12 protein-coding genes are annotated in these 13,493 nt (G+C 72.4%); 2 read left to right on the top strand and 10 right to left on the bottom strand.

The window, feature by feature from the left end; genetic code table 11:
• The first annotated feature begins 50 nt into the window (after positions 1-50).
• Positions 51-821 (top strand): 6-phosphogluconolactonase, encoded by a 771-nt coding sequence (gene pgl, locus IF06_RS0126190; protein WP_030274165.1) that lies wholly within the window; start codon positions 51-53, stop codon positions 819-821.
• 66 nt (positions 822-887) lie between these two features.
• On the opposite strand, the gene IF06_RS0126185 is transcribed toward pgl, so the two are convergent.
• From IF06_RS0126185 to rapZ, 8 genes are all read right to left on the bottom strand, one after another.
• Complete coding sequence (locus IF06_RS0126185; protein WP_013287462.1) at positions 888-1,232, bottom strand: RNA polymerase-binding protein RbpA; 345 nt, start codon at positions 1,230-1,232, stop codon at positions 888-890.
• A gap of 130 nt (positions 1,233-1,362) precedes the next feature.
• The gene (gene secG, locus IF06_RS0126180) at positions 1,363-1,623 is read right to left on the bottom strand and encodes a preprotein translocase subunit SecG (RefSeq protein WP_013287463.1); all 261 of its coding nucleotides are present in this window, start codon (positions 1,621-1,623) and stop codon (positions 1,363-1,365) included.
• Positions 1,624-1,718: 95 nt separating this feature from the next.
• On the bottom strand, positions 1,719-2,510 hold the full coding sequence (gene tpiA / locus IF06_RS0126175) for a triose-phosphate isomerase (RefSeq protein WP_013287464.1): 792 nt from the start codon (positions 2,508-2,510) through the stop codon (positions 1,719-1,721).
• A complete protein-coding gene (locus tag IF06_RS0126170) occupies positions 2,511-3,710 on the bottom strand; it encodes a phosphoglycerate kinase (protein ID WP_030274162.1) in 1,200 nt (399 codons plus the stop codon). It abuts the gene before it with no gap.
• A 52-nt stretch (positions 3,711-3,762) separates the two neighbouring features.
• Positions 3,763-4,767 (bottom strand): type I glyceraldehyde-3-phosphate dehydrogenase, encoded by a 1,005-nt coding sequence (gene gap, locus IF06_RS0126165; RefSeq protein WP_013287466.1) that lies wholly within the window; start codon positions 4,765-4,767, stop codon positions 3,763-3,765.
• A 264-nt stretch (positions 4,768-5,031) separates the two neighbouring features.
• Positions 5,032-6,012 (bottom strand): DNA-binding protein WhiA, encoded by a 981-nt coding sequence (gene whiA, locus IF06_RS0126160; RefSeq protein WP_013287467.1) that lies wholly within the window; start codon positions 6,010-6,012, stop codon positions 5,032-5,034.
• Between the two features lie 54 nt (positions 6,013-6,066).
• Positions 6,067-7,071, bottom strand: a complete 1,005-nt coding sequence (locus tag IF06_RS0126155) for a gluconeogenesis factor YvcK family protein (protein ID WP_030274159.1) — start codon at positions 7,069-7,071, stop codon at positions 6,067-6,069.
• Complete coding sequence (gene rapZ, locus IF06_RS0126150) at positions 7,068-7,979, bottom strand: RNase adapter RapZ (protein WP_221488539.1); 912 nt, start codon at positions 7,977-7,979, stop codon at positions 7,068-7,070. Before rapZ ends, IF06_RS0126155 begins: the two co-directional genes overlap by 4 nt.
• A gap of 200 nt (positions 7,980-8,179) precedes the next feature.
• Here rapZ and recQ point away from each other — a divergent pair, with 200 nt between their 5' ends.
• On the top strand, positions 8,180-10,036 hold the full coding sequence (gene recQ, locus IF06_RS0126145) for a DNA helicase RecQ (protein WP_030274157.1): 1,857 nt from the start codon (positions 8,180-8,182) through the stop codon (positions 10,034-10,036).
• A 160-nt stretch (positions 10,037-10,196) separates the two neighbouring features.
• On the opposite strand, the gene IF06_RS0126140 is transcribed toward recQ, so the two are convergent.
• Positions 10,197-10,754 carry a C39 family peptidase gene (locus IF06_RS0126140; RefSeq protein WP_030274155.1) on the bottom strand — a complete coding sequence of 186 codons (558 nt, stop codon included), beginning with the start codon at positions 10,752-10,754 and terminating at the stop codon, positions 10,197-10,199.
• 755 nt (positions 10,755-11,509) lie between these two features.
• Complete coding sequence (gene uvrC / locus IF06_RS0126135) at positions 11,510-13,465, bottom strand: excinuclease ABC subunit UvrC (protein ID WP_030274153.1); 1,956 nt, start codon at positions 13,463-13,465, stop codon at positions 11,510-11,512.
• Positions 13,466-13,493: the final 28 nt, after the last annotated feature.

Genomic DNA, 13,493 nt, shown 5'->3' with positions numbered 1-13,493 from the left:
GGAGGCACAGGTGACCGCCGGTGGGCGGTCGGAACACGAGGGCTCGACGGATGACTGAGGCGAGTGTCGCCGTACACGCCGACCCCGACCTGCTGGCGCAGGCGGTGGCGGCCCGGTTGGTGGTGAAGCTGCTCGACGCGCAGGCCGAGCGCGGCCAGGCGTCGGTGGTGCTGACCGGCGGGCGGATCGCCGCGGCGGTGTACCGGGCGGTCGGGCAGCTGCCCGCCCGGGACGCCGTCGACTGGTCCCGGGTCGACGTGTGGTGGGGCGACGAGCGGTTCCTGCCCGGCGGCGACCCGGAGCGTAACGAGACGCAGGCACGGGCGGCGCTGCTGGACTCGGTGCCGCTCGACCCGGCCCGGGTGCACCCGATGCCGGCGTCGGACGGCCCGGCCGGCGACGACCCGGAGGCGGCTGCCGCCGGGTACGCGCGGGAGCTGGCCGCCGCGGCCCGGCCCGGGAACGCGGTGGTGCCGCACTTCGACGTGCTGATGCTCGGCGTCGGCGAGGACGGGCACGTCGCGTCGGTGTTCCCGGAACACCCGGTGCACCACGACAACCGGCCGGTCAGCGCCGTGCGGGGCAGCCCGAAGCCGCCGCCGGTGCGGACCACGCTGACGCTCCCGACCATCAACACGGCCGAGGAGGTCTGGCTGATCGCCGCCGGGGCGGACAAGGCCCGGGCGGTGGGCATGGCGCTGGCCGGGGCCGGGCCGGTGCAGCTGCCTGCCGCCGGGGTGCGGGGCGTCTCCCGTACCCTCTGGCTCCTCGACCGGGCCGCTGCGGCCAGCGTGCCGCCGCGGCTGCGCAGCCTGCGCTGAGCATGTAAGGAAGGGCCCCTTCTTAACGTCTCCGGTAGAGAAGGGGCCCCTCCTTAACACCTCGGGTCAGGCGCGGCCGCGGCGACGCCGTAGCGCGTCGAGGGCCTCGGCGAGCAGCGCCTCCCCCTCCTCCGGCGTACGCCGCTCCTGCACGTACGCCAGGTGGGTCTTGTACGGCTCGGCGCGCTGGCGGCCCGGCGGGTCGCCCGGGTCGGGGCCGGCCGGCTCGCCGCAGCGAGGGCACTCCCAGGCGGCGGGCGTCTCCGCCTCGGCGGCGATCAGGAACTCGACGCGGTGCCCGTGGCGGCACCAGTAGACGACCGGCCGGCGCGGCGCGGGCTCGACCCGCTGGTCGAACCGCTCGGGGGCGGACCCGATCCGGGTGCCGCGGATGACGTTGTTGCTGGGCACGGTTGCTCGCTCCCTGTCGTCGGAGGGGACCGTCGCCGGAGGGGGTGGGCGACGGGCGACGTGCGGAGAAACAAAACTGCGCGCGGTCCGTGACGGACCGCGCGCAGATTGTACGCTTCTCAGCGTCGGCTCAGGTGCCGCTGGCCATCTGCAGTCGCAGCCAGAGCCCAAGCCCGACGATGCACGCGAACCAGACGATTCCCACCAGAACGGTGTAGCGGTCGAGGTTCTTCTCGGCCACCGACGAACCGGCCAGGCTGGAGCTGACGCCGCCGCCGAACATGCTCGACAACCCGCCGCCCTTGCCGCGGTGCAGGAGGATCAGCAGGGTGAGCAGGACGCTCGTGATGACCAGCAACACGATCATCGTGTAGGCGAACCAGATCGGCATGGCGGGGGTCAGTCCTCTCGTTGCGATCACTGCCCGGACCTGTCGGGCACGGCGGCACCGACCGGTGGACGGGCAGCGTCAAGGATAGCGAGCGATCAGCGGGTGATGTGCTCCGGGAACCGGCAGATCTGCGCGAACTCCTCCGCGTCCAGGCTGGCGCCCCCGACCAGAGCCCCGTCCACGTCCGGCTGCGCCATGATCGCGGCGACGTTCGACGCCTTTACCGACCCGCCGTACAGGATCCGGACCTGCTCGGCGGTGCCCTCGTCGTAGGTCTCGGCGATGCGCTTGCGCACCGCGCCGCAGACCTCCTGGGCGTCGTCCGGGGTCGCCGTCTTGCCGGTGCCGATCGCCCAGACCGGCTCGTACGCCACGACGACCTTGGTGACCTGCTCGGCGGTGAGCCCCTTCAGCGCGCCGTCGAGCTGGTCGCAGCAGTGCCGCACCTGACCCGACTGCTCCCGGACCTCCAGGCCCTCACCGATGCAGAGGATCGGGGTGAGCCCGTTCGCCAGCGCCGCCGACACCTTCGCGTTGACGAGCGCGTCGTCCTCGTTGTGGTACTGCCGCCGCTCGGAGTGCCCGACCACCACGTAGCCGCAGCCCAGCTTGGCGAGCATCGGCCCGGCGATGTCACCCGTGTACGCGCCGGACGGGTGCGGCGACAGGTCCTGCGCGCCGTAGCCGATCAGCAGCTTGTCGCCGTCCACGGCCGTCTGCACGGTACGCAGGTCGGTGAAGGGCGGCAGCACCACGCACTCGACGTCGGTGAGCTGCTTCTCGTTCAGGCTCGCGGCCAGCTTCTGCACCAGCAGGTTGGCCTCGAGGTGGTTCAGGTTCATCTTCCAGTTGCCGGCCATCAGCGGCCGGCGGGTCGTGCTCGCCATTCAGTTCTCCAGGGCCGCGATGCCGGGGAGGGTCTTGCCCTCCAGGTATTCCAGGGAGGCGCCACCACCGGTGGAGATGTGCCCGAACGAGGACTCGTCCAGGCCCAGCGCGCGCACCGCCGCGGCCGAGTCGCCGCCGCCGACCACGCTGAACGCGTCGGCCTTGGTGATCGCCTCGGCCACGCCGCGGGTGCCGTTGGCGAACGCCGCCATCTCGAACACGCCCATCGGGCCGTTCCAGAAGACGGTCTTCGCCTGCGACAGCGCGGCGGCGAAACCGGCCACCGTCTCCGGGCCGATGTCCAGGCCCAGCCGGTGACTCGGGATGCCGTCGGCGGGCACGGTGTCGTGCGCGGCGTCCGGCGCGAACGCGTCGGCGACCACCACGTCGACCGGGAGCATGATCTTGCCCGGCGCGCGCTCCATCAGGTTGCGGCAGGTCTCGACCATGTCCTTCTCCAGCAGCGACGTGCCCACCTCGTGGCCCTGGGCCTTGAGGAAGGTGAAGCACATCCCGCCGCCGATGAGCAGCCGGTCCACGGTCGGCAGCAGCGCCTCGATCACTGCGAGCTTGTCCGAGACCTTCGAGCCGCCCAGCACCACCACGTACGGCCGCTCCGGCTCGCCGGTGAGGCGGCTGAGCACCTCGACCTCGCGCAGCACCAGCCAGCCCGCGTAATGCGGCAGCCGGGCCGGTACGTCGTGCACGCTGGCGTGCTTGCGGTGCACCGCGCCGAACGCGTCGTCCACGTAGGCGTCGCCGAACGCCGCGAGCTGGTCGGCGAACGCGCCCCGCTCGGCGTCGTCCTTGCTGGTCTCGCCCTTGTTGAAGCGCAGGTTCTCCAGCAGCGCGACCTGGCCGTCGGCCAGGTCGGCCACGGTGGACCGCGCCGAGTCGCCGACGGTGTCCTCGGCGAAGTGCACCGGGGCACCGAGCAGCTCACCGAGCCGCCCGGCGACCGGGCGGAGGCTGAACTGCGGGTCCGGCGCGCCCTTCGGGCGGCCCAGGTGCGAGCAGACGACCACCTTCGCGCCGGCCTGCACCAGCGCGCTCAGCGTCGGCAGGACGGCCCGGATCCGGCCGTCGTCAGTGATGTCCCCGGTCTGCTTGTCGAGCGGGACGTTCAGGTCGGCGCGCACCAGCACGCGCCGACCCGACACCCCCTCGGCGAGCAGGTCGTCGAGGTTGCGGATCGTCACAGAGCTAGCCCTCCGTTCGTGACTGCGGGGCTCGCAAGCTCGCTCCTCGCACTCACAGGGACTGACCGACCAGCTTGACCAGGTCGACCAGGCGGTTCGAGTAGCCCCACTCGTTGTCGTACCAGCCGACGACCTTGACCTGGTTGCCGATCACCTTGGTCAGCGGCGCGTCGAAGATGCACGACGCCGGGTCGGTCACGATGTCGGCGGAGACGATCGGGTCCTCGTTGTAGGTGAGGATGCCCCGCAGCGGGCCCTCGGCGGCGGCCTTGAGCGCGGCGTTCACCTCGTCCACAGTGGTCTCCCGGCCGACCTCGACGGTCAGGTCGGTGGCCGAGCCGGTCGGGATCGGCACGCGCAGCGCGTAGCCGTCCAGCTTGCCCTTGAGCTCCGGCAGCACCAGGCCGATGGCCTTCGCGGCACCGGTCGAGGTCGGCACGATGTTGAGCGCGGCGGCCCGGGCCCGGCGCAGGTCCTTGTGCGGCGCGTCCTGCAGGTTCTGGTCCTGCGTGTACGCGTGGATGGTGGTCATCAGACCCTGCTTGATGCCGAACGTGTCCTGCAGGACCTTCGCCATCGGCGCGAGGCAGTTGGTGGTGCAGGAGGCGTTCGAGATGATGTTGTGCTTGGCCGGGTCGTACTGGTCCTGGTTGACGCCCATCACCACGGTGACGTCCTCGTTCTTCGCCGGAGCGGAGATGATGACCTTCTTGGCCCCGCCGTCGAGGTGCGCCTTCGCCTTGGTGCCGTCGGTGAAGAAGCCGGTGGACTCGATGACCACGTCGGCGCCGACCTCGCCCCACGGCAGCTTCGCCGGGTCCTTCTCGGCGTACGCCTTGATGGTCTTGCCGCCCACGGTGATCTCGTCGGCGGTGGCCTTCACCTCGTGCGGGAGGCGGCCCAGGATGCTGTCGTACTTGACAAGGTGGGCGAGCGTCGCGTTGTCGGTCAGGTCGTTGACCGCCACGACCTCGATGTCAGCGCCGGACGCCAGCACTGCCCGGAAGAAGTTGCGGCCGATCCGGCCGAAGCCGTTGATGCCAACCCGGATGGTCACAGGTCCCATCTCCTCGCGTTCTGGTCCGCCGGCGCCAGACCGCTGCCGGCGGAGGTGTGTGCGCCGACCGTTGGAGCCGGCCGTCGACATGTCATCTCGGCCACCCCGCCGCGGTCACGGAGACCTGACCGCCCGAGGCGGTGAGCACGGCGAGGAGCGCCTGTTCCGGCCCCCTTGCCGTACGCAGCGACCATATCCGAGCGCGCGGCGTCGCGCTGCGGCGGGTGGTGATCCCGCTCGCGGTGCACTGCCGCCCGAGTCCTATCAGACCACGAGCATGTCCGGCGTGACTGCCGCTTCCGTATCCGGGATGCCCAGGTCACGGGCACGCTTGTCGGCCAGCGCGAGCAGCCGGCGGATCCGGCCGGCGATGGCGTCCTTGGTCAGCGGCGGCTCGGCGAGCGCGCCCAGTTCCTCCAGCGAGGCCTGACGGTGCTCCAGGCGCAGCCGCCCGGCCGAGGTCAGGTGGTTCGGCGCGTCGTCGGCGAGGATCTCCAGCGCGCGGGTCACCCGGGCGGCGGCGGCCACCGCGGCGCGCGCGGAACGGCGCAGGTTGGCGTCGTCGAAGTTGGCCAGCCGGTTCGCGGTGGCGCGCACCTCCCGGCGTACCCGGCGCTCCTCCCAGGCCAGCACGCTGGAGTGCGCGCCTATGCGGGTGAGCAGCGCGGCGATCGCGTCACCGTCCTTGACCACCACCCGGTCCACGCCGCGCACCTCGCGGTTCTTGGCGGTGATGCCGATCCGGCGGGCGGCGCCGACGAGCGCCAGCGCCGACTCCGGACCGGGGCAGGTGATCTCCAGCGCGCTGGAGCGGCCCGGCTCGGTGAGCGAGCCGTGCGCCATGAACGCGCCCCGCCACGCCGACACGGCACAGCAGACGTTCGCGGCCACCACGTGCGGCGGCAGGCCGCGCACCGGGCGGCCCCGCACGTCGAGCAGGCCGGTCTGCCGGGCGAGCGCCTCGCCGTCCTTGACCACCCGCACGATGAAGTGGCTGCCCTTGCGCAGCCCGCCGGAGGCGAGCACGTGGATCTCGCTGGAGTAGCCGTACACCTCGGCGATCTCCCGCCGCAGCCGGCGCGCGACCGCGCCGGTGTCCAGCTCCGCCTCGACCACCACGCGGCCCGACACGATGTGCAGGCCGCCGGCGAAACGCAGCAGGGCGGCCATCTCCGCCCGCCGACAGCAGGGCTTGGGCACGTCGACCCGACTCAGCTCGTCCTTGACCGCAGCCGTCATCGCCATAGTGCGCCCCCTCACGGACCGGTTCCGGCGTGTCGCCGGTGATTACGTACGTGTCTAACGATCGGCGCGCAGGACAGGCACCAGCGCGGCGCCCAGGGCGGCTGGATCATGACGGGGCGTGCCGTCCAGGACGGCGACGGGAGCGAGGACCAGCCGGGCACCCAGCGATTCTGCCGCACGTTCGACCGCCGCGGGATCACCCACCGCCGTGGAGTCGGCGAGCACCCGGTCCACCTTCAGCTCGGGCAGATAGCGCCGCAGTGTGTCCAGATGGTCGGGCAGGGAGAGCCCCGAGGTCTCCTTCTCGGCCACCAGGTTGAGCGTCACCAGCCGCCGCGCCGGGCTGGACACGATCGCGTCGGCCAGCCCCGGCACCAGCAGGTGCGGCAGCACGCTCGTGTACCAGCTGCCCGGCCCGAAGATCAGCCAGTCCGCGGCGCGTACCGCTGTCACCGCCTCGGCGCACGCGGCCGGCGCCGACGGGTTGAGCCGCAGCGACTCGACGGTGCCCGGGGTGACCGCGACCTGGTGCTGGCCGCGCACCGTGGACACCTCGTCCGGGTGCTCCGGGTCGGCGCCGCGGACCCGGGCCTCGATGCCCACCGGCTGGCGGGACATCGGCAGCACCCGCCCCACCCCGCCGAGCATCGCCCCGGCGTGGTCGAGCGCGGCCACCGGGTCGCCGAGCAGCTCGGTGAGCCCGTGCAGCAGCAGGTTGCCGACCGCGTGGCCGGCGAGCGAGTCGCCGACCGCGACCGGCACCGGCGCGGCCGGCGTCGGCGCCTGCGGCACGGCGGCGGCGAAGCGGTGCTGGAACAACGCCGCGCTGCGCCGGGTGGCCGGATGGTCACCGGCCAGCGCGACGAGCGCCTGCCGCAGGTCGCCCGGCGGCAGGCCGCCGCGCTCGGCGCGCAACCGGCCGCTGGAGCCCCCGTCGTCACCGACGGTGACCACCGCGGTGATGTCCAGGTCCAGTTCGGGTACGCAGTGACGCAGCGCCCGCAGCGACGCCGAGAGCCCGTGCCCGCCGCCGAAGGCGACCACCCTGGTCAGGGTCACTCCCGCCCCAGGTCCCGGTGCTGGGCGTTCGCGGCGATGCCGGAGTGGCGCAGCCGGGAGGCCAGCTCCTCGGCGATGGCCACGCTGCGGTGCTTGCCGCCGGTGCAGCCGACCGCCACGGTCAGGTAGCGCTTGCCCTCCCGCTCGAACCCGGCGGTGGTGGCGTTGACCAGATCGGCGTACCCGGCCACGAACGCGTCGGCGCCCTCCTGGCCCAGCACGTACGCGCTGACCGCCTCCTCGCGGCCGGTGTGCTCGCGCAGCTCCGGCACCCAGTACGGGTTCGGCAGGAACCGGGCGTCCATCACGAAGTCGGCGTCCGGCGGCAGGCCGTACTTGAAGCCGAACGAGATCACGGTGATCCGCAGCCGGCGGGCGTCCTCGCCGCCGAACAGCTCCTCGACCCGGCGGCGCAACTGGTTCACGTTCAGGTGGCTGGTGTCGATGATCACGTCGGCCTGCTCGCGGGCCTCCTCCAGCAGCGCCCGCTCGACAGCGATGCCGTCGGCCAGCCGCCCGTCGCCCTGCAACGGGTGCGAGCGGCGCACGCTCTCGAACCGCCGGATCAGCACCTCGTCGTCGGCGTCGACGAAGACCACCCGGGGCTGGAAGCCGCGCTCACGCAGCTCACGGATCGCCCCGGCCAGGTCGGTGGAGAACGCGCGCGAGCGCACGTCCAGCACCATCGCCGTACGCCGGGCCGCGCCACCGGCCTTGAACGCCAGCTCGGCCATGTCCAGCAGCAGCGCCTGCGGCAGGTTGTCGACCACGTAGTAGCCGACGTTCTCCAGCGCCCGCGCCACGGTGCTGCGCCCGCCGCCGGACAGGCCGGTCACCACCACCAGGGAGGTGTCCGACTCGGCCGGCGCCGGTCGCACCGGCGTCGTCTCCGCCTCGGTCGGCCCCAGGTCACCCGCTGTACGCGCCTCGCTCACCCGCTACCCCCAGCCGTGGCGCCGCGGCCCGGTCGGCCGCGCATGGTCAATCAGCGACTCTAACGGCTGCGACCCGGCCCGGGATTCCACGGGGTGACGACCGGAACAAGTCGCCGCGCTCGTGACGGCTCGCCGGGACGGTCGGTGTCGGGGGACGCTCGTAGACTGCGCGGATGGTCTCCCCCACCGACGAGCGGACCACCTCCCCACCGGCCGGCGACGCGCTCGACGTGTTGCGCCGCGTCTTCGGGTACGACGCCTTCCGCGGCTTCCAGCAGGAGGTCGTCGAGCACGTGGTGGCCGGCGGCGACGCGCTGGTGCTCATGCCCACCGGTGGCGGCAAGTCGCTGTGCTACCAGATCCCCGCGCTGGTCCGCGACGGTGTGGCGGTGGTCGTCTCCCCGCTCATCGCGCTCATGCAGGACCAGGTCGACGCCCTGACGGCGGTCGGCGTCCGGGCCGGGTTCCTCAACTCGACCCAGGATCCCGCGCAGCGGCGCCGGGTCGAGGCGGCCTACCTCGCCGGCGAGCTGGACCTGCTCTACCTCGCCCCGGAAGGGCTCGCGGTGCGGTCCACACTCGGCCTGCTGGAACGCGGCCGGGTCGCGTTGTTCGCGATCGACGAGGCGCACTGCGTCTCGCAGTGGGGGCACGACTTCCGCCCCGACTACCTCAACCTGTCGATGCTGCACGAACGCTGGCCGGACGTGCCGCGGATCGCGCTGACCGCCACCGCGACGCAGGCGACCCGCACCGAGATCGCCACCCGGCTGCGGCTCACCGAGGCCCGGCACTTCGTGGCCAGCTTCGACCGGCCCAACATCCAGTACCGCATCGTGCCCAAGCGGGAGCCGCGCCGCCAGCTGCTCAGCCTGCTGCGCGACGAGCACTCCGGCGACGCCGGCATCGTCTACTGCCTGTCCCGCGCCTCGGTGGAGAAGACCGCCGAGTTCCTGGTCGCCAACGGCATCCCCGCGCTGCCGTACCACGCCGGGCTGGACGCCTCGACCCGCGCCGCCAACCAGCAGCGTTTCCTGCGCGAGGACGGCCTGGTCATGGTCGCCACCATCGCGTTCGGCATGGGCATCGACAAGCCCGACGTGCGCTTCGTCGCCCACCTGGACCTGCCGAAGTCGGTGGAGGGCTACTACCAGGAGACCGGCCGCGCCGGGCGCGACGGGCTGCCGTCCACGGCCTGGCTGGCGTACGGGCTCCAGGACGTCGTGCAGCAGCGCAAGATGATCGAGACGTCGGAGGGCGACCTGGCGCACCGGCGCAACCTCGCCGCCCACCTGGACGCCATGCTGGCGCTCTGCGAGACGGTCCGCTGCCGCCGCGCCCAGCTGCTCGAATACTTCGGCGAGACCGGCGTGGCCGACTGCGGCAACTGCGACACCTGCCTCGAACCACCGGAGTCCTGGGACGGCACCGTCGCCGCGCAGAAGCTGCTGTCCACCGTCTTCCGGCTCGACCGCGAGCGCAACCAGCGGTTCGGCGCCGGGCACAGCATCGACATCCTGCTCGGCAAGCACACCGACAAGATCGACCAGTACGGCCACGACGCGCTCAGCACGTTCGGCATCGGCACCGAGCTGCGCGAGGCCGAGTGGCGTGGGGTGGTGCGGCAACTGCTGGCCGAGGGTCTGCTCGCAGTCGAGGGCGACTACGGCACGCTGGCGCTGACCGAGGCCAGCGCGGACGTGCTCGGCCGCCGCCGTACCGTCACGCTGCGCAAGGAGCCCGAGCGCCCGGCCGCCGGCCGGTCCGCCAAACCCCGGGGCGCTGCCACCGTCGTCGCCGACCTGTCCCCCGCCGCCGCGCCGGTCTTCGAGCGGCTCCGCGCGTGGCGCGCGGCCACCGCCAAGGAGCAGGGCGTCCCAGCGTACGTCATCTTCCACGACGCGACCCTGCGGCAGATCGCCGCCGAGCCGCCCACCTCCCTCGCCGAGTTGTCCCGGTTCAACGGGGTCGGCGAGAACAAGCTCGCCAAGTACGGCGAGGCGATCCTGGCCGTCCTCGCCGAATCCTGACGCACGCACGGAAGGGCCCGACCCCGCGGTGGGGGTCGGGCCCTTCCGGTGTGCTGTGGCCTCGCTGGGGTTCACGCGGTGGTGCTCTGGTCCGTGAGGTCGTGCTGGCCGCGTTGGCTGCGTTTTCTTGCTCTGCAGCCATCGGCGCGGCGGTGTTGTCTTAGCTGGTGCTGTAGCCGCGGGTGGCGATCCAGTCGGCGAGGTTGTCGATGTTCATGCGGTAGGTGGCGGTGGTGGGGTCGGCGCTGTCGGCGATGGTGACGGTGTTGCCGTTGTCGCGGTAGCCGATGACGCTGATGTAGTGGCCGCCTTCGAAGGAGTGGGTGGTGCCGTCGGTGTCGGTGGCGGTGCCGGCGATGTTGGCGACCACGGCCCGGCCGGCGTCGACGGTCTTGACGATGTCGGCGCGCAGGGTGTCGGTCTGCTTGTCGTCGGCCTTGGGGGTGCTGATCTCGACCGACTTGTAGGCGTCCTTGGTGCCGGTCTCCTTGTTCAGTACGGGGGTGATGGCGGCGGCGGGGCCGCAGAAGTAGAAGTTGGGCTGGGCTTCGTAGCGGACGTCGAGTTCCCGCTCGCCGTGGCCCTTGCGGTCCGCCACCACGCTGGTGCTGGTGGTGGGGGCGGCGTGGGCGGCGATCGCGGGGCCGGCGATGCCTCCGGCGGTGGCGGCGATACCGGCAGCGGTCAGAACGGTCTTGCGCAGCAGAGTGGTAGCCATGATGGTTGCCTCCCTGAAGTGGGGGATGACGCGGCGGGGGATGCCGCGCGAAAGGGGGAAAGTCTTGGGGGTGCCCGTCGAAACCGGGCTGGCGCGCGGGCGACCCTGGGGGCCTGCTCCGCGGCTCGGGGATGTAACGACGACCGGGCCGGGCCGATTCCCTGACCTGGCGATCCGCTCCCGGGTGCCGGGCGGGCCGGTGTCCGGCGCTCGACCCGGTTCCTCGGCGGTCAGCCATGTACAACGCCCCGCGCCCGCCACCGATTCCACGCTGACGATGGCACCGACCACAGCCAGGCCCCCGCCCATCGCAGCGAACCGGACACCACTCACCAAACCGCCCGCGCCGCGCGGATGGGTGCACGGAGATCTCCGCTCCGAACACCAAGATCCACCCCTGCCCGCGCGCGATCTTGCACTTTGGTGCCGGACACGCCTCACGAAACGGGCATCCCACGGGCCCAAAGTGCAAGATCGCCGGGGCCGAGGCCGGGGCCGGGGCCGAGGCCGAGGCCGGGGCGGGAGGGCGGGGACGACGGGTCACCCGCCCTCGCGTGGCGACACAACCCCCACCAAACCACCCGCGGAACCCTCCCAGGAGGTGGAATGACGCTTCCGCCCATCGGGACCAGCGCCGTCGGTGGAACGTCATGGGTGTCAAATGCGGGCGGAGACACCCATGGTGTTCCACTCGGGCGTTGCCGGCGGGCCGGACAACGGGCGCGAGCAGGAACGGGCAGGAGCCGGGGAACGGGTCAGGGGCGGGGGGCGGCTTCGGTGGTGGTGGTGGTGGTGGAGCCGTCCAGCGCGGCCAGGATCGCCTCGGCCGTACGCCGGCCCACCCCGGGCACTTCGGTGATCTCCTCCACCGTGGCGGACGACAGCCGCTTCAGTGAGCCGAAGTGCCGCAGCAGCGCCTTGCGGCGTACCTCGCCGAGGCCGGGGACGTTGTCCAGCGCCGACTCGGTCATCCGCTTGGAGCGCCGCTGCCTGTGGAACGTGATGGCGAAGCGGTGCGCCTCGTCGCGGACCCGTTGCAGCAGGTAGAGCGCCTCGGAGGTGCGCGGCAGGATCACCGGGAACTCGTCGTCGGGCAGCCAGACCTCCTCCAGCCGCTTCGCCAGCCCGCACAGCGCCACGTCGTCGATGCCCAGCTCGGCGAGCGCCTTCGCGGCGGCGGCGACCTGGGGCGGACCACCGTCGACCACGACGAGCTGCGGTGGGTACGCAAACTTGCGCGGCCGCCCGGTGGTCGGGTCGATGCCGGGCCGGTCGGGGTCGGAGGCGGTCTCCTCGCCCAGCTCACCGGTCTCGGCGCGGGCGTCGAGGTAGCGGGCGAAGCGCCGCCGCAGCACCTCGGACATGGCCGACAGGTCGTCGGTGGCGCCGCGCACGATGAACCGGCGGTATTCGCTCTTGCGGGGCAGCCCGTCCTCGAACACGACCATGCTGGCGACCACGTCGGTGCCCTGGATCTGGGACACGTCGAAGCACTCGATGCGCAGCGGTGAGGTGTTCATGGCGAGCGCGTCGGCGATCTCGTCGAGCGCCTGGCTGCGGGTCGTCAGGTCACCGGCCCGCTTGAGCTTGTGCCGGGCCAGCGCGTCCCTGGCGTTGCGCTCGACGGTCTCCAGCAGCGACCGCTTGTCGCCGCGCTGCGGCACCCGCAGCGACACCCGGCTGCCCCGGCGGGCGGTGAGCCAGTCGGCGAGCGCGTCGGCGTCGCCTGGTAGCTCGGGGACGAGCAGCTCGCGGGGCACGTCGGCCTCGCCCTGCTCGCCGCCGTACACCTGGGTGCAGAAGTGGTGCACGAGGTCGCCGGTGGTCAGCTCCTCGGTCTTCTCCACCACCCAGCCGCGCTGGCCGCGCACCCGGCCGCCGCGGACGTGGAAGACCTGCACGGCGGCTTCGAGCGGGTCGTCGGCGAACGCGACCACGTCGGCGTCGGTGCCGTCGCCGAGCACCACCGTCTGCTTCTCCATCGCCCGGCGCAGCGCCGCGACGTCGTCGCGCAGCCGGGCGGCCCGCTCGAACTCCAGCTGCTCGCTGGCGTCGAGCATCTCCTTCTCCAGCCGCCGGACCATGCTGTCGGTGCGGCCGGCCATGAAGTCGCAGAAGCCGTCGACGATCTCCCGGTGCTGTTCTGCGGTGACGCTGCCGACGCACGGCGCCGAGCACTTGCCGATGTAGCCGAGCAGGCAGGGCCGGCCGACCTGGCCGGCCCGCTTGAACACCCCGGACGAGCAGGTCCGCGCCGGGAAGACCCGCAGCAGCAGGTCGAGCGTCTCGCGGATGGCCCAGGCGTGGGAGTACGGCCCGAAGTAGCGCACACCCTTGCGCTTCACGCCGCGCATCACCTGCAGTCGGGGGTATTCCTCGTCGAGCGTGACCGCGAGGTAGGGGTACGACTTGTCGTCGCGGTAGCGGACGTTGAACCGGGGGTCGTACTGCTTGATCCAGGTGTATTCCTGCTGGAGCGCCTCGACCTCGGTGGCGACGGTGATCCAGTCGACCGACTCGGCGGTGAACACCATCTGCCGGGTGCGCTGGTGCAGGCCGACCGGGTCGGCGAAGTAGGAGTTGAGCCGGCTGCGCAGGTTGCGCGCCTTGCCGACGTAGATCACCCGGCCGGTGCCGTCGCGGAAGCGGTAGACCCCTGGCGACTCCGGGATGGTGCCGGGCGCGGGACGGTAGGTCGAGGGGTCAGCCACGGCGTCAAGCCTAGTCCGCACCCCTGAC

It is taken from the genome of Micromonospora globosa, from assembly GCF_000717585.1.
Lineage (GTDB): Bacteria > Actinomycetota > Actinomycetes > Mycobacteriales > Micromonosporaceae > Micromonospora > Micromonospora aurantiaca.
This window is presented reverse-complemented; position numbering and strand designations above follow the sequence as displayed.

Excerpts from the sequence above, each read along its gene's own strand:
- whiA (WP_013287467.1), bottom strand. The coding sequence starts at position 6,012 with ATGGCGATGACGGCTGCGGTCAAGGACGAGCTGAGTCGGGTCGACGTG.
- tpiA (WP_013287464.1), bottom strand. The coding sequence starts at position 2,510 with ATGGCGAGCACGACCCGCCGGCCGCTGATGGCCGGCAACTGGAAGATG.
- pgl (WP_030274165.1), top strand. The coding sequence starts at position 51 with ATGACTGAGGCGAGTGTCGCCGTACACGCCGACCCCGACCTGCTGGCG.
- secG (WP_013287463.1), bottom strand. The coding sequence starts at position 1,623 with ATGCCGATCTGGTTCGCCTACACGATGATCGTGTTGCTGGTCATCACG.
- IF06_RS0126140 (WP_030274155.1), bottom strand. The coding sequence starts at position 10,754 with ATGGCTACCACTCTGCTGCGCAAGACCGTTCTGACCGCTGCCGGTATC.
- recQ (WP_030274157.1), top strand. The coding sequence starts at position 8,180 with ATGGTCTCCCCCACCGACGAGCGGACCACCTCCCCACCGGCCGGCGAC.